This window comes from Pyxidicoccus caerfyrddinensis, from assembly GCF_010894405.1.
GTDB lineage: Bacteria > Myxococcota > Myxococcia > Myxococcales > Myxococcaceae > Myxococcus > Myxococcus caerfyrddinensis.
This window is the reverse complement of record NZ_JAAIYA010000013.1, coordinates 111,123-125,893: the sequence shown is the minus strand read 5'-3', so window position 1 is coordinate 125,893 and position 14,771 is coordinate 111,123. Positions and strand designations below refer to the sequence as shown.

At 69.7% G+C, this 14,771-nt stretch carries 13 protein-coding genes; 7 read left to right on the top strand and 6 right to left on the bottom strand.

Going from position 1 to position 14,771, the window contains the following annotated elements; translation table 11 throughout:
• Positions 1 to 657: 657 nt before the first annotated feature.
• A complete protein-coding gene (locus G4D86_RS29695; protein WP_163997440.1) occupies positions 658 to 1,347 on the bottom strand; it encodes a hypothetical protein in 690 nt (229 codons plus the stop codon).
• Complete coding sequence (rdgC, locus tag G4D86_RS29690) at positions 1,334 to 1,984, bottom strand: recombination-associated protein RdgC (protein ID WP_163997439.1); 651 nt, start codon at positions 1,982 to 1,984, stop codon at positions 1,334 to 1,336. The genes G4D86_RS29695 and rdgC overlap by 14 nt, the downstream gene beginning before the upstream one ends.
• 101 nt (positions 1,985 to 2,085) lie before the next feature.
• On the opposite strand from rdgC, the gene G4D86_RS29685 reads away from it, so the two are divergent.
• Positions 2,086 to 2,760 carry a hypothetical protein gene (locus G4D86_RS29685; RefSeq protein WP_163997438.1) on the top strand — a complete coding sequence of 225 codons (675 nt, stop codon included), beginning with the start codon at positions 2,086 to 2,088 and terminating at the stop codon, positions 2,758 to 2,760.
• Positions 2,761 to 2,908: 148 nt separating this feature from the next.
• Here G4D86_RS29685 and G4D86_RS29680 read toward each other — a convergent pair whose 3' ends face one another.
• Together G4D86_RS29680 and G4D86_RS29675 are read right to left on the bottom strand one after the other, a co-directional pair.
• The gene (locus tag G4D86_RS29680) at positions 2,909 to 3,205 is read right to left on the bottom strand and encodes a hypothetical protein (RefSeq protein ID WP_163997437.1); all 297 of its coding nucleotides are present in this window, start codon (positions 3,203 to 3,205) and stop codon (positions 2,909 to 2,911) included.
• A gap of 152 nt (positions 3,206 to 3,357) precedes the next feature.
• Positions 3,358 to 3,651, bottom strand: a complete 294-nt coding sequence (locus G4D86_RS29675) for a hypothetical protein (protein ID WP_163997436.1) — start codon at positions 3,649 to 3,651, stop codon at positions 3,358 to 3,360.
• Between the two features lie 211 nt (positions 3,652 to 3,862).
• On the opposite strand from G4D86_RS29675, the gene G4D86_RS29670 reads away from it, so the two are divergent.
• From G4D86_RS29670 to G4D86_RS29655, 4 genes are all read left to right on the top strand, one after another.
• Positions 3,863 to 6,892: an ATP-binding protein gene (locus tag G4D86_RS29670; protein ID WP_240360537.1), complete on the top strand. Its 3,030-nt coding sequence runs from the start codon at positions 3,863 to 3,865 to the stop codon at positions 6,890 to 6,892.
• A 54-nt stretch (positions 6,893 to 6,946) separates the two neighbouring features.
• Complete coding sequence (locus G4D86_RS29665; RefSeq protein WP_163997435.1) at positions 6,947 to 8,662, top strand: hypothetical protein; 1,716 nt, start codon at positions 6,947 to 6,949, stop codon at positions 8,660 to 8,662.
• Positions 8,659 to 9,723, top strand: coding sequence for a hypothetical protein (locus G4D86_RS29660; protein ID WP_163997434.1), 1,065 nt, complete (start codon positions 8,659 to 8,661; stop codon positions 9,721 to 9,723). The genes G4D86_RS29665 and G4D86_RS29660 overlap by 4 nt, the downstream gene beginning before the upstream one ends.
• A gap of 107 nt (positions 9,724 to 9,830) precedes the next feature.
• The gene (locus G4D86_RS29655) at positions 9,831 to 10,385 is read left to right on the top strand and encodes a GNAT family N-acetyltransferase (protein WP_163997433.1); all 555 of its coding nucleotides are present in this window, start codon (positions 9,831 to 9,833) and stop codon (positions 10,383 to 10,385) included.
• Positions 10,386 to 10,401: 16 nt separating this feature from the next.
• Here G4D86_RS29655 and G4D86_RS29650 read toward each other — a convergent pair whose 3' ends face one another.
• On the bottom strand, positions 10,402 to 10,983 hold the full coding sequence (locus G4D86_RS29650; protein ID WP_163997432.1) for a TetR/AcrR family transcriptional regulator: 582 nt from the start codon (positions 10,981 to 10,983) through the stop codon (positions 10,402 to 10,404).
• Positions 10,984 to 11,121: 138 nt separating this feature from the next.
• Between G4D86_RS29650 and G4D86_RS29645 the strand changes: the two genes are divergently transcribed.
• Together G4D86_RS29645 and G4D86_RS29640 are read left to right on the top strand one after the other, a co-directional pair.
• Complete coding sequence (locus G4D86_RS29645) at positions 11,122 to 12,132, top strand: Rossmann-fold NAD(P)-binding domain-containing protein (RefSeq protein WP_163997431.1); 1,011 nt, start codon at positions 11,122 to 11,124, stop codon at positions 12,130 to 12,132.
• Between the two features lie 111 nt (positions 12,133 to 12,243).
• Positions 12,244 to 13,272 carry a Rossmann-fold NAD(P)-binding domain-containing protein gene (locus G4D86_RS29640; protein ID WP_163997430.1) on the top strand — a complete coding sequence of 343 codons (1,029 nt, stop codon included), beginning with the start codon at positions 12,244 to 12,246 and terminating at the stop codon, positions 13,270 to 13,272.
• A 75-nt stretch (positions 13,273 to 13,347) separates the two neighbouring features.
• Here G4D86_RS29640 and G4D86_RS29635 read toward each other — a convergent pair whose 3' ends face one another.
• Positions 13,348 to 14,700, bottom strand: coding sequence for a GON domain-containing protein (locus tag G4D86_RS29635; RefSeq protein ID WP_163997429.1), 1,353 nt, complete (start codon positions 14,698 to 14,700; stop codon positions 13,348 to 13,350).
• Positions 14,701 to 14,771 lie beyond the last annotated feature (71 nt).

The following is a 14,771-nucleotide window of genomic DNA, read 5'->3' as shown; positions in this document are numbered from 1 at the left end:
TGCTCCCCCGCACGAGCTCAAGGCGCGGGAGAGCGACTCGAGGCTTGTCGCCGAAGCTCCTTCAGCGAAGCCCTATCCGGCACGAGCCGTTGAACCTGCGCCATGACGGCCTCTGCAGCGTGAAGCAACGCGCCTACGAGCCCCTGGCGGAATGCCCCCGCTGCATACTCGGGCCATTCGTTCCAGCGGGCATGGAGGACCTTGGGCCACTCCGCGAGCCGCACTTCCGCGAAGAAGGGCTCGCCCGGTCGCGCGTCCTTGAAGAGGGGTGAAGAGCCTGCCTGGCGAAGGAGCTCCTCGGGAAGAGGCGGACCACACCGCAGGAACCATCCTTCTCCCTCGAGCAACAACAGTCCCTGGCCCTTCCACACCCCCTCGTACGCGCAATCGAAATAGCCACGAGAGAAGCGGATGCGATGCTCCCAGGAGGCGAGGCAGTCCTGGTGCAACGGCGCATCACAGAACTTCCACAGCGCGTCTGTCGGAGGAAACGCGAGCCCGGAGGTCGCGATGAACGGGCGGTCCAGCGCCGCGTCACCGCAGATTGCGCAGCGGCTCTGCCCATGAATGATGGCCATGCAGCTCGAGAATAGGGCCGCGGCGCTCTCGCTGCCACCGGGCGCGCCCACGAGGCGCGCCCGGTTCCCGTCACGCGACTCAGGCCCGCGCGGTGCGGGCGTCGCGGCCCCGGGCGCGTGCGGCCTTGGAGAGCGCGTCAGCGCCCTTCTCGTCGCCGCGCATCCACTCCTTCATGGCGGGCACCACCTGCTTGCTCCAGCCCTTGCCCGCGCGGATGCCGAGGAAGTCCTTCACCAGCGCGTCGACCATGGCCGACAGCTGCTCGGTGAGGAAGAGGCGCTCGGAGATCTGGTCGTCCTCCTCCTCGCTCATCAGCGCCGGGAGCTTCGCCGCGCGCACGTCGAGGAACTCGGAGTCCAGCGTGACTTCGTACTCCTTCTCGCCGTTGGTGAGCCGCAGCCGCGCCTGGGCCACCAGCAGGCCCCTGTCGAGCGAGTGCTTCACCTGCTCGGAGTACGGCGCCAGCGTGCCCTTGGCGCTCATCTCCGTGACGTCGCCCGCCACGCCGCGCAGCACCACCCGGCCCATGAAGAGCACGGTGACGCCCTCGCCCTCGTGCTCGATGAGCGTGTCGCCCGACTCCGAGCGCCACAAGAGCCACGTGAGGAACTCACGGCCCAGGTAGGCCCGGCCGCGCAGCAGCGCTTCGCGGGCCTTGCCCTTCTCGGCTTCGGCCTCGTCCTGCTTCTCCTCGGTGGCGGCGCCGTCCACGCCGGTGTCGCCCCGCATGAAGGCCGCTTCGGCCCGAGCCTGCTCACGCCCCGCCATGGGACACCTCCTCCACCGCCGTCGCCGGCAGGTCCATGCCAATCAGCTCCGCCGTGGGCCCCAGCGAGGCCTCGTCGAGCCCCTCGGTCCGCGCGTGGTCCGCCGGCGTCATGCCGATGAACTTCACGCTCAGCGCGCTCTCCAGCGCCACCATGATTTCGTCCACCGTCTTGCGCGACGCCGCCCAGATCTGCACCTGCTGCGTCTTCAGGTTCCAGCTCACGTCCAGCACCGCGGTGCGGGGCGTGGCGCGGTTGCGCAGCATCTGCCGGATTTCGCCCTTGAACTGCGTCTTCTCGCCACGGCTGGGCGGCCGGTCATTCTCTTTCTCGAAGGCGGCGGCCCACTTCGTCAGCTCGGCCTTCATGGCCGCGGCGGGCACCTTGATGGAGTCGATGCGGAAGGCGAACAGCGCGTACTCGCCGTAGAAGAGATGGCTGGTGGCGAAGTCGATGGAGTCGGCGTTCTCCAGCTCCACGAAGCCAGCCGCGCGTTCCTCCTCGGACTTGCGGTCGATGGGCTCGAACGCGTGCGCCTTGAGGCCGCGCGTGAGCCAGCGCTTGATATCGGAGGGCGCTTCCTTCGCCGGTTCAGCCCGGAAGCGCGAGAAGGTGACGGCACCACGAAGGACGGGCATGGGGCGCGGCAGGATGGGGGGCTCGCGCCGCGCCGTCAAGGCACTCCCTGTCGCTGGACGGCCCTCTTGTCCGCACGCGTTTTCGCGGTAGCGTTTTCCCCATGTCCCGCCTTCTCGCCATCCTCTTCGTGTGTGCGCTCCTGCCCCGCCAGGCGCTCGCTCAGGACACCGCCTCCCCCGCGCCCACGGATGACTCGCTGGTGGCGCCGCCGCTCGTGCCCGCGCCGGAGCAGGCGGAGCCGGAGTCCTTCGCCCCGACGTCCGTGCGGCCCGAGCCCCTGAAGGCCGACGAGGGAATCCCCGCCGCGCCCCGCATCCTCCTGGAGACGCTGTCGGGTGGCGCGGGAATGATGGTGGGAGGCCTGGCGGGGCTCGTGGTCGGCGTGGTGACGACGGAGTGCTCCCTCTTCGAGACGGACTGCACCACGGCGGCGCTCTTCGGCCTGTCCGGCATGGCGCTCGGCGCCACGTTCGCGACATGGGGCGTGGGCAAGGCGATGCGAGGCAGGGGCGGCTTGCTGAGCACCCTCATCGGCGCCCTCATTGGCACGGGCGCGGGGTTGTTTGCGCTGTCCGTGGACAACGACACGCTGGGGCCCATCGGACTGCTGTCCCTGCCCGCCATGGGCGCGGTGGTGGGCTTCGAGCTGTCCGGGAGCACGGACCCGGGCCCCTCTTCGCACTTCTCGCTGACGGCAGGCCGTCTCCCCGTGACGCCCGCCTTCGGCCCCACGCCGCACGGCGGCTTCATGGGCGGCGTCACCGGCCGGTTCTGAGAGCGGGTGATTCTCCGTGGACTGTCATTGGGATACGCGGGCCCCTGTGTCGACACCGGGCCTGGACATCCGCCAGGCCCGCTGAATCCCTGACATTGCTCAGCGGCGTGCGCCTGCACGCATCATTCGATAGGGATTACCGCCCCAATCAGGGGCAGATCCATCTCTGATTCGAGCAGGTGCAGTTGGCGGTCGCGCAGGTGGTGCCGGTGTTCCAGGAGCACACCTTCGTGCCAGTGCCCTTCCCACAGAACGTCCAGTTCAGGGCGTCGCAGTCCGGCGCGACACAGTTGCAGGTTCCATCGGCACACAGCGCGGCCTCGGCGGTGTCCACGGACTCATCGGTCAGCGCGGGGCTCTCGGCGGGAACACCACCACAGGCACCCAGCACCAGCCCGAACAGCAGGGGCAGAAGCGACGAGCTCTTCCGAATGAATGAATTCACGAGTTTCTCCATGGAGTGGGTTTGCGCTGGAGCGCGCCAAACCCATATCACGGGCTGCCCTGGAAGCTCAGTGTATTCACAACAAGCCGATGATTCATCATGGACCCAGGGCATGGGGCGGGAGGTCAGCTCCCGCCCGCACGTCCCGCCCATCAGATGCTGCAGAGCGCGCCATCCCACCGCTCGAAGTACGGCGAACGACTGCCGAAGACCTGCGAGCCCGAGGAGTTGCAGGTGCAGACGATGTTCCCCACGTAGGTGAGGTGCTCGGGCTCCGCGTAGTAGGTGATCTCGTACTCCCGGCCGCCACAGTCCGGCAGTGCATCCTCGCGCGACTCCAGCTCGGCCTCCGTCGAGACCTCCGCGTCCACTTCCGGCCCGCCACACCCCGCCGACACCAGCCCCGCGCAGAGCATCGCTCCCACAATCATGATGTTGGTCTTCATGTGCCCTCTCGACGATGGTTTTCAGTAAGTACTGCTTTTCCAGATTAACATGGCATCATGAGAGGAGCGCGCGTGATGTTCATGGCCCGACGTTGGCGGCAGTCCGGGCGCCCGGTCCCCCGCTCCGTTTCGATTCAGCCCCCTTCCACCGGCCGGCACGAGGCACTCTTCGTCGCTAGATAGCGCAGCCTGCCTCCGCACCCGACCGCCCGTGAAACACCTCACCTCCCCCTCCGAACCCCCTGCCCCTGGTGGCGAGCTGGGCGCCCTGCTCCGCTCGCACGACTGGAGCCGCACGAAGCTCGGCCCCGTCGAGTCCTGGCCGCAGAGCCTGAGGACCTACGTCGCCATGATCCTGGAGATGCCGGCCCCGGCCATCATCTTCTGGGGTGACGAGCTGGTGCAGCTCTACAACGACGGCTACGCGGTCATCATGGGTCCCCGGCACCCGCGGTACCTGGGCTCCACCTACCGCGAGTGCTGGCCGGACACCTACCCCGTCATCCACCCCTGGATGCGCAAGGTGCTGGAGAGGGGTGAGGTCATCCAGGTGGAGAAGACCTTCTTCCTCCTCACCCGGCATGGCTTCAACGAGGAGGCGTACTTCACCTTCGACTTCAGCCCGCTGCGCGATGACCAGGGGGCCATCGCGGGAGTCCTCCAGCCCGTCTTCGAGGTCACCGACGTCGTGCTGGGCGAGCGGCGCCTGGAGACGCTCCGCGCCTTCGCGCCCAGGGGCGACTCGCCGGAAGGCGCGGCGATGGAGGCCATGCGCGCCCTCGCCGGCAACGCGAAGGACATTCCCTTCGCGCTCATCTTCCACTCGGACAAGGACGGCCAGCGGCTGGAGCTCGCGACGACCACGGGCCTCGACGGGCTCCTGGAGCACGACACGGCGGGCCTCGCCCGAATCACGGACGTCGCCCGCCAGGCCGTGGAGTCGGGCGCGCCGGTGATGATCGACTCGGTGGAGACGCTCCTCGGGGCGCGCCACTTCGGCCCCTGGCCCGAGCCCACCGAGCGCGCGCTCGCCCTGCCCATGCGGCGCACGGGCCCGGAGGACCTCCGGGGCGCGGTCGTCCTCGGCATCAGCCCCCGGCTGCGCTTCGACAGCGCCTACCGCCGGTTCTTCGAGGACCTGGCCCGGGAGCTGGCCACCCAGCTGTCCCTGGAACAGGAGAAGCGCGCCGAGCGCGAGATGTTCGCGCGCGAGCAGGCCGCCCGCGCCCAGGCCGAGGCGGAAGTGGCCCGGCGCGCCCAGGCGGAGTCCGCCCTCCGTGCGAGCGAGGAGCGGCTGCGGATGGCGCTCGAAGCCGGTCAGCTCGGAGTCGTCGAGCTGCAATACGCGCGCGGCGTGCTCGAGTGGGACGACCGGGCGCTCCAGCTCGTCGGCCTGCCCCCGGGCCGCACGCCCACGGGCCCGGAGACCGTCGCCCGCATCCATCCCGGGGACGTGGACAGGGCGCGGACCATCATCGAGCAGGCGCTGCGCCCGGGTGCGGAGGCGGTCCGGCTGGAGTGCCGCGTGCGGGGCTGGGACGAAGTCGAGCGCTCCATCCTGGCCATGGTGAAGACGCACTTCGATTCGCGGGGGCTGCCGGACCGCGTCGTCGGCACCCTGCAGGACGTGACGGAGCAGCGGAAGGCGGAGCTGGAGCGTGAGCGCCTGGCGACCATCGTCGAGCAGTCCACCGACTTCATCGGCGTGGGCGACGCGGAGGGCCGGGCGCAGTGGGTGAACGAGGCGGGGCGGCGGCTGCTGGGCCTGGGGCACCATGAGGACGTCACGCGCTACCAGTTGCGCGACTTCTTCCTGCCGGAGGACCGGCCGTTCGTCGCAAGCCACATCGCGCCCACGCTCCTCAATGGCGGCCGGTGGGAGAGCGAGTTCCGCTTCCGGCACTTCCAGACCGGAGAGGCCATTCCGGCGCAGTACAACGCCTTCGCGCTCATGGAGCAGGGCACGCAGCGCCAGACGGGCATCGCCACCGTCAGCCGGGACATCCGCGAGCAGAAGCGGATGGAGGCGGAGCGGGAGGGCTTGCTCGCGCGCGAGCGCGCGGCGCGCGAGGAGGCGGAGGAAGCCAACCAGCTCAAGGACGAGTTCCTCGCCACCGTCTCGCACGAGCTGCGCACCCCGCTGACCGCGGTGCTGGGCTGGGTGCAGTTGCTGCGCACGGGCACCCTCCCAGCAGACAAGCGGGAGCGGGCGCTCGCCACCGTGGAGCGCAACGCGCGCGCCCAGGGGCAGCTCATCGAGGACCTGCTCGACGTGAGCCGCATCATGACGGGCAAGCTGAAGCTGGAGGTGTCGTCCGTCGACGTGAGCCACGTGGTCGAGGCGGCGCTCGAGTCGCTGCGGCCCGCTGCCGAGGCGAAGGGCATCCGCATCCAGGCCGCGCTCGACTCCGCCGGAACCATCATGGGCGACGCGAGCCGGCTGCAGCAGGTGGTGTGGAACCTGCTCTCCAACGCCGTGAAGTTCACCCCCAAGGGAGGCCGCGTCCAGGTGCTGGTGGAGCGGCGTGACTCCTCGGTGGAGGTCTCCGTCGCGGACACGGGCCAGGGCATCTCCGCGCAGTTCCTGCCCCATGTCTTCGAGCGCTTCCGCCAGGCTGACGGCAGCACCACGCGCAAGGCGGGTGGGCTCGGGCTGGGGTTGGCCATCGTCCGGCACCTCGTGGAGCTGCACGGGGGCACCGTGTCCGCCGCGAGCGAGGGCGAGGGCCAGGGCGCCACCTTCGTGGTCAGCCTTCCCCAGGCCGTGGCCATGCGGCGGGAGCTGCAGGTGCCTCCCACCCTGCGCGGCCCGCTGCAGGCGCAGGAGAGCCACTGCCCCCCGCAGCTCGTCGGGCTCCGGCTGCTCATCGTCGACGACGAGGAGGACACGCGGGAGCTCTTGCGCAGCCTCCTGGAGACCTGTGGAGGCCTCGTCACCACGGCGAGCTCGCCGGAGGAGGCCCTCTCCATGATGCGGAGGGAGCCATTCGACGTGCTCGTCTCCGACATCGGCATGCCCGAGGAGGACGGCTACCGCTTCATCGCCAGGGTGCGCGCCCTGCCGGCCGCACAGGGCGGTGACATCTCCGCGGTCGCCCTCACGGCCTACACCCGCATGGAGGACAGGACGCGCGCGCTGCTGGCCGGGTTCAACACCCACGTGCCCAAGCCCATCGAGCCCGTGGAGCTGCTGGCCGTCATCGCGTCACTGGCGACCCGGAGGGGGCCCACGCGCGGCTGACGCGGAGACAGGGTGTCCGGGGCGAAGGGAATGGCCCCTCCGCGTTCGAGTGGAATGACAAGACCATTCCCTCCTTCCGCCGCGCTGCTGGCAGGGCTGCTCGCGCTCGGTCTGACCGGGCGCGCGGAGGCCCACAACACCGGGGTCCATCGGAAGCTGACGGACCATGCCTACGAGGTCATGTTGATGGTCCAGAAGGAGGGACCCTCGCAGACGCGGCTCCCGGGGCTGCCGCTGCCGGCCTCGGAGAAGGCGCTCTCCTCGGCGGACTCCGAGTTCCCGGCGCTGCGCCCGTGGCGGGCGGTGAACAAGTCCGTCACCGACGCGGAGCTCAAGGCCCGGTGGACGGCCTACATGGCGGAGGTCCGCGCCGCCCTGCCGCGACTGCGCGGACTCAAGGGCGGGTTGCCGAAGCCGGGCAAGCCCGAGTGCCAGGTCGACACGGTCGGCTGGGGCCAGCCGATGAGCAGCTTCGAGGCGATGACGCTCGGCGCCACGAAGAAGCCCATCGCTGGCGACTACCTCAGCGATGACGTCGACGGGTGTGGCATCCAGGACGGCTGGGAGCCGGGGGGCATCTTCAACCACGTGAACAAGGGCCCGCAGCGGGACTTCGGTGGGACGGTGCTGGGCGTGTGGTCCCGCCACCCGGACGATGAGATTGACGACGTCCACATGTGGATTCGCCCGACGAACGCGGGCGGGCTGAGCGAAATCAAGAAGATCCTCGCGGGCATCGCGGGCGCGGGGGCCGGCGTCGCGTACATCTCCTACAAATGCATGCTCACCTGCCTCAAGTCGTTCTTCGGCGGCGAGTGCAAGAAGTGCGTCACCGACGAATGGAACAAGGGCCAGCAGCAGGGAAGCAGCGCCGTCGCATGGGTCGACGGGCTGGTTCCGGGCTTCGGTGACCACACGAGCGAGCAATACGTCGGCCTGTGGCACCACATCATCGCCCTGCCGCCCCCTCCCGACGGGAGCGCGACCTACGACACCCTGCCCGGCTTCCACCTGGAGCAGGCCGGCGTCGTCGGCAACCCGGACGGCATCGAGGTCGGGACGCGCGCGCTCGCCGATGCCCTCGGAATCACCGTGCACTACGAGACCAGCCAGGGCTGCCAACGCTACCAGGTGACTGGCGCCAATGACGGACACGCGGACAGCGTCATGCGCGGCGAGGACGAGTGGCAGTTCCTCAGCATGGCGCACACGCCCTTCTCCCCCGTGGACAACGTGGCCTGGGCCGGCTGGAAGGATTTCCGGGACGCGGGCGAGGCGCGGGCGGCGCGCTCGCTGGCGGGGCCGCTGCATGCCATTGGCGACGCCACGGTGCCCATGCACGTGACGGGCACCTTCGGCTGGGGGCACCGCCCTTTCGAGGACGCCATCGACTGGCGCTACGAGGAGCTCATGTTCTACGGAGACAAGCTGGCCTCCTTCCACCAGGCCCGCGCCATCCTGGAGACGTCGTTCATCTGGCGCGAGTTCATCCGCGACTGGAGGCAGAAGCACGGCAACACGAAGGACGTACCCGTGAGGGACCTGGTCACCACGGTGGCGCAGCTGACGGCGGTCTACGTGAAGCAGAACTTGAAGGAGGACTGGCCGTTCCATCCGCTGATGTCGACTCAGTACTTCGTCTCCAAGGACGACGCCGTCGCCTACTACATGGACTACGCCAACTCGGACGAGCTGGTACGGCCGCTGCTGGTGAACGCCGTCGCGGCGGAGCTGGCCTTCCTGACGGCCGCCTCGGAGGTGATGCCATGAGCCGCCCACTGCTGGCGGGCGTCGTGGCGCTCTGGGCCTTCGCGGCCGGCGCACAGCCCCAGCCTTCGCGTTCGGACACCGTCACCTCCCCACACTCGCTGCCGGCGAAGCCCGTGGAGATCGGCCCGCTGAACCGGCGGGGCCCCGACATCCGGCGCGTGGATGACCGCGCACGCTGCATTGCCATTGCGCAGCGCCAGACAAAGCGGCCGCAGGCGGGGCGCAGGTCGCCGGCGCAGGTGGAGCTGGCCTTCCAGACGGCGCTCGCCTCCTGCGCCGGCCCTGACGTCCCGCCCGAGCGCGCCGCCGTGGTGGGCGCGGCCAATGTCGAGTTCCGGGAGCTGGCACTGAAGTTCCTCGACGGCGAGCTGAGCGGCCCGGCGTACCTCGCGGCGGTGGGGGACCGGAACCGCAAGGTCGACCGCGCCCGCACGGACGTGGCCTGGCGGTCCGCGCTCGCCAGCGGAGACGCGGATCGGGACTTCGTCCCGGACACGCTCGACACGTGTCCGGGCACGCCCGCGCACCAGGTGACGGATGACGCCGGCTGCCCGCGGCGGGTGGCCCTGCCCAGGCAGGACCCGGCCATCTCCTACCGCCGGATGATGGAGCAGCAGCACCTCATGATCTCCCCCGCGTGCACGGGGGCGCCCACGCCCGCCTCTCCCGCGCCCAGGCGCTACAGCCGCGCCCCCTCCGACCCCGGCGCGAACAACGAGGGCTACAAGGTGGCCGTCACCCGCGTGGGGAACCAGCCCGCGAACTGCCCCGTGTTCTACGAGCTGGCCTTCCGGATGAGCGGCCCCATCCGGCAGGACTTGCCGAGGGACCGGCTCATCACCGTGACCTACCGCGACACCGAGGCGCACGCGGCAACCCACCCTGGCGAGGTCCTCTTCCGGATCCCCGCGAGCTCGGAGGGCGAGCGCCGCGAGCTCTTCGAGCAGCTCGGCCTGTACCAGCGCACCCAGATTCAGGCACGCGCCGTCAACGGCGATGGCCAGCCCTCCGCCTGGAGCGAGGTCCGCGAGGTGAAGGTCTCCTCTTCAACAATCCAGTGAGCGGGTGCGCCCTCCTGGGCTTCGCACCGCGCTCCGTGCGAAGAAGCGGAGGGCGTGCCGCCGCCGGGCTCACGGGGTGGCCAGACGTTGATGGACGGAGGAGTGCGATGGAGCGCAGCTACCGCGGCTACACCTTGAGACGCGCCCTCGTCGGGGAGCTCCCGGCACTCCCGGACGTCGAACACCTCGCGGCACAACAGTTCCGCCACTCGTCGCAGCCGTATGCGGCGGGACTCCCGGTGCAGTCGCTCGAGCAACTCCAGGAGCACCAGCAACAGGGTGGCGTCTGGGTGGCCGTGACGAAGGAAGGAACCGTCGCGGCCTTCGCCATCTGCAAGCCGGTGGACGGCGCCCTCTTCATCGTCGAGGCGGACGTGCACCCGGCCCATGCGCGACAGGGGCTGGGCGCCGCGCTCTTCGGACTCCTGGGAGAGTGGGCCCGGGAAGAAGCCTGGCCGGCGCTGCTGCTCACCACCTTCCGGGACGTCCCGTGGAATGCCCCCTACTACGAGCGTCTCGGCTTCCGCGTGCTCCAGGAGGACGAGCAGGGTCCTGGGCTGCGCGCCATCCGCGCCCAGGAAACGCAGTTCGGCCTTCCCTCCGAGAGCCGCGTCTGCATGAGGCTCGCGCTCGACGCGCCACCTGCCCCGCCGGGCGGGTGAAGCATGGACCGCCGCTTCAGGACAGCCAGCTGACGATGAGCGAAGCCAGCGTCGCCGCGGCCGTGGCCTCGTCGACGCGGCCCTGGAGCATGTCGCGGGAGATGGCCTCCGCCGCGCCGATGATTCCCACGCAGCGCAGGTGGAGCTCGTCCTTCTTCAGCTTCGAGTAGGGCGCGAGCGCGTCGCGGTAGATGGCCACGTAGCTGTCGAGCAGCTCCCGGTGGAAGGCCTCCATCTCCTCATCGCCTCGCATCGCCGCCGCGATGGCGTGCCACTCCGGACCGGCCGCCGTGTAGCAGTGCATATAGGCGGTGCTCATCACCCGGGCGACGTCCTCCAGCTTCCGCCGCGTGCGCTCGAGCGCCTCCAGCAGCGCGCTGACCTGCCGGGCGTCGATCTGCGCGTAGAGCGCGATCAACAACCCCGACCGCGTCTTGAAGTGCTCGTAGGCAATGGGCTTGCTCACGCCGGCACGCTCGGCCAGGTAGCCGAGCGTCAGCGCGTCGGTCCCCTCTTCCCGGACGATGGTCTGCGCGATGTCGAGCAACTGCTCGCGTCGCTGCGCCTTCGGCAGCTTCCTGGCTTGGGGCTCACTCATGGCTCGTGGCGTTTCGTAATGCCCCTTCGCGGCCTCCTCCAAGAAAACGTGGCGAACCTACCATTGGTAACTTACCAATTGTAGGGAATTTCGAATCCACATCCGCCCTGCCCCACCCGGCAGAGGAGCGCAGCCGTCATGTCCGCGAACACGCAGAGACCCGTCCTCATCGTTGGAGGCTCCGGCATCGTTGGTTCCCAGGCCGCGAAGATGATTCGCCGGCTCCATCCCACGCTGCCCATCACGATTGGCGGGCGAGACCTGACCCGGGCGGATGCCGTCGCGAAGGAGGTCGGCGGCGCGGATTCGGTGCGGGTCGACCTGGAGCGACGTGACCTGGGCCAGTCCGAAGGGAGGGCCTACGGCGCCGTCGTCATGTTCCTGAAGGACGACACGCTCAACTCCATGAAGTACGCGCAGGACAAGGGGCTGCCCTACGTGAGCATCTCCACGGGCGTGTTCGAGGTGGGCCCCGAGGTGGGGCACTACGTCCACAGGCCCACGAGCGCGCCCATCCTCATGGACAGCAACTGGCTGGCGGGAGCGGCGACGCTGCCGGCGCTCCACTTCGCTCGTGAGTTCCAGACCCTGGACTCCATCGAGCTCGCGGCCGTCCTCGACGAGCAGGACCTGGGCGGCCCGGCGGCGTATGCCGACTTCGAGCGCCTGACGAAGGCGGCGCCCAGCGTGCTGCTCCTCCAGGACGGGAAGTGGCGCTGGGTCAGCGGTGAGGAAGCAACGCGCACCTTCATCGGCGTGGACGGAAGCAAGCTCCAGGGCCAGGCCTACTCGCCGCTCGACGTGCTGAGCCTCTCGGCCGCGACCGATGCGCGCTCCATCCGGTTCGACCTCGTGGTCGGTGAGTCGGCGGCACGCCGGCGTGGTGAGCCGTTCTCGACGGAAATCATCATCGAGCTGAGCGGACGGAAGCACGACGGGACGCAGGGGCGCGTCCGTCACGAAATCGTCCATCCCTCGGGCCAGGCACCGGTGACGGCGCTGGGCGTCGCCGTCGCCGTCGAGCGGCTGCTCGGCCTCGCGGGCGGCCCACCCGTGGCGCCGGGGCTGTACCTGCCTCACGTCCTCATCGATCCGGCGTACATGGTCCGGCGCCTGGAGGAGTTCGGCGCCCGGATTCGCCGCGCGTAGCCCGCGGCAGGCGGCATCGACGTCTGTCATTGCCGCCGCCCTGACTTCCTACCGTCACCTCCCCACCGCAGAGACAACCCTGGTCCAGGGGACCAGAGGAGCGTAACCGTCATGTCCTCGAACACGCAGAAACCCGTCCTCATCATTGGAGGCTCCGGCGTCGTCGGCAGCCGGGCCGCGAAGACGCTTCGCCGACTCCAACCGGAGCTGCCCATCACCCTGGGCGTGCGAGACGTGGGCAAGGCCCAGTCCCTCGCCAGGGAGTTGGGTGGCGCGGAGGCGATGACCATCAACCTGGAGCGCCAGGACCTGGGCCTCCCCGAGTCGGCGGCCTTCAGCGCGGTGGTCGTGCTGCTGAAGGACGACTCGCTCAACTCCATGAAGTATGCGCAGGCGAAGGGCGTGCCCTACGTCTCCTTCTCGGACTTCGTGTTCGACATCGGGCCGGCGGTGGCGCGCTACATCCAGCACCCCACCCGCTCGCCCGTGCTCCTGCTGGGCCACTTCCTGGGCGGGACGGTGACGCTGGCGACGCTTCACTTCGCCAGGGAGTTCCGCCGCGTCGAGGCCATTGAAATCAGCGCGGTCTTCGACGAGGACGACGTGGGCGGACCGGCGGCGCGTGGCGACACGGAGCGCGTGACGAAGGCCGTGCCGAATCCCCTGCTGCTCCAGGATGGGAAGTTCCGCTGGGCGCAGGGAGACGACGCGACACGTGAATTCGTGGGCGTGGACGGGACGAAGTGGCGGGGTCGGGCCTATCCGCTGCTCGACGTGGTGAGCCTCGCCGCGGCGACGGACGCGCGGACGGTCCGGCTCGACTTCGCGGTGCGGGAAGCGGCGAGCAGCCCCAGCGGCCAGGGCGTGTCCCACGAGGTCATCATCGAGCTCACGGGCGAGCGTGAGGACGGGACGACGGGGCGCGTGCGCCACGAAATCACTGACGCGGACGTGCACTCGGGCCTGAGCGCGCGGGGCGTGGCGCTCGCGGTGGAGCGACTGCTCGGCCTCGCGGGCGGCCCTCCCGTGGCGCCGGGACTCCATCACCCCGAGGGGCTGCTCAGTCCCGCCTACGTGGTCGAGCGCCTGAAGGACTTCGGCGCCCGGATTCGCCGCGCGTCACCTCAACTGGAGGGGTGAGCGTCCATCACCGGCATGGGAATGCAGTCGTCGATGCGCGGGTCACCGGGCCCGCGCATCATGACGGCCGAAACGCTACAGGACGCCGGAGTAGACCAGGAGCAGCGGCATGCCGTTCTGGTTGAAGGGGTTGAAGCTGTTGAGGGGAGCGACCCAGCCGCAGCCGCCGTAGGCCGACAGGCCCACCACCTGGTTCCCCGCGCCGTATGCGTGCGACGAGCCGCCGGTCGAGAGGCCGCCAATCATGAACTGGCCGGCGGCCACCGCGAACGGCGTGCCCCGCAGGTCCACATTGCCCACGCCCCACTTGCTGCAACCCATGGCCGCGGCATACGGCATGGAGGTCACCGGCTCATCGCCGCCGTGCTGGAGCGCCCCGGTAGAGGTGGAGAACGTCTGGTCCGCCGTGTTCACCCGCAGGGTGACGGGGTCGAGGCGCAGCCGCGTATACGTGGTCCGCACGTCGGTGCCCGGGGAGTTCCCGCCCGCCGTGTACTGGGAGTAGTTGGACGTGCCCGTTTGGACCAGCAGGAGGTACTCGGAGGGCGTGCCGGCCATGTTCTGGCACCACGCGCTCCAGGGCTTGAGGGGGTCCTGGTCGACGTGGAGCGTGTACTCGCCATCCACCGCCTGCGGGTTGGCGGCCTTGATGTCCTGGCAGGTCGCGGGCCGATTGGCGGCGCGGTACTGGAGCTGGAGCTGCGCGCCGCTCTGGTTGAAGGGGTTGAAGCTGCCCGTGGGAGCCTCCCAGCCGCAGGAGCCGCCTCCAGACAGGCTGACCACCTGGTTGGATGCGGAGTACACGGCGCTGCCCCTGGCGCTCGAGCCACCGACGGAGAACTGGCCGGGGGCCACCGCGAACGGCGTGCCCCGCAGGTCGAGGTTCGCCGGCGCCAGCCCGGTGTTGCTGCACATCATGGCCACGCCATAGGGCATGGCCGTCACCCGCGTGGACCCGTGATTGACGGCGCCGACGGAGGTGGAGAACGCCTGGTCCGCCGTGTTCACCCGCAGCGTGGTGGGGTCGATGCGCAGCCGCGTATACGTGGTCCGCGCGGTGGTGCCCGACGAGTAGCCTCCCGCGGTGTACTGGGCGAAGTTGGTATCGGAGCCGGTCCGCGCCAGTGCGAGGTACTCGGAGGGCGTGCCGGCCATGTTCTGGCACCACGCGGTCCACGGCATGGCGACATCCCCGCCCACGTACAGCGTGGCGAAGCCATCCGGAGTCTGCGGGTTGGCCGCCTTGACGTCCTGGCACGTCGCGGGCAGTGAGCTGAGCGACTGTGACGCACCCTTCACGGGCGACTCCGCGGCGTCACCTGCTCCACAAGCGGTGGCAAGCGCGGCGAGGCTCAACGCCAGCGCACGGTGGCGAATCGCGAAGGGAAGAACAGCAAGGGAGACACGCGGACGCTTCAGGTTGCTCATGGGATGGGGCTCCTTGGGTGATGGACGCCTCCCATCGCAAGCAAGGTGCCACACCCTCCCGGAGCCCACCG

Bases quoted from the DNA above. Each gene is read 5' to 3' on its own strand.
- G4D86_RS29695 (WP_163997440.1), bottom strand. From the start codon at position 1,347: ATGGCGGGGCGTGAGCAGGCTCGGGCCGAAGCGGCCTTCATGCGGGGC.
- rdgC (WP_163997439.1), bottom strand. From the start codon at position 1,984: ATGCCCGTCCTTCGTGGTGCCGTCACCTTCTCGCGCTTCCGGGCTGAA.
- G4D86_RS29685 (WP_163997438.1), top strand. From the start codon at position 2,086: ATGTCCCGCCTTCTCGCCATCCTCTTCGTGTGTGCGCTCCTGCCCCGC.
- G4D86_RS29675 (WP_163997436.1), bottom strand. From the start codon at position 3,651: ATGAAGACCAACATCATGATTGTGGGAGCGATGCTCTGCGCGGGGCTG.
- G4D86_RS29665 (WP_163997435.1), top strand. From the start codon at position 6,947: ATGACAAGACCATTCCCTCCTTCCGCCGCGCTGCTGGCAGGGCTGCTC.
- G4D86_RS29660 (WP_163997434.1), top strand. From the start codon at position 8,659: ATGAGCCGCCCACTGCTGGCGGGCGTCGTGGCGCTCTGGGCCTTCGCG.
- G4D86_RS29655 (WP_163997433.1), top strand. From the start codon at position 9,831: ATGGAGCGCAGCTACCGCGGCTACACCTTGAGACGCGCCCTCGTCGGG.
- G4D86_RS29650 (WP_163997432.1), bottom strand. From the start codon at position 10,983: ATGAGTGAGCCCCAAGCCAGGAAGCTGCCGAAGGCGCAGCGACGCGAG.
- G4D86_RS29645 (WP_163997431.1), top strand. From the start codon at position 11,122: ATGTCCGCGAACACGCAGAGACCCGTCCTCATCGTTGGAGGCTCCGGC.
- G4D86_RS29640 (WP_163997430.1), top strand. From the start codon at position 12,244: ATGTCCTCGAACACGCAGAAACCCGTCCTCATCATTGGAGGCTCCGGC.
- G4D86_RS29635 (WP_163997429.1), bottom strand. From the start codon at position 14,700: ATGAGCAACCTGAAGCGTCCGCGTGTCTCCCTTGCTGTTCTTCCCTTC.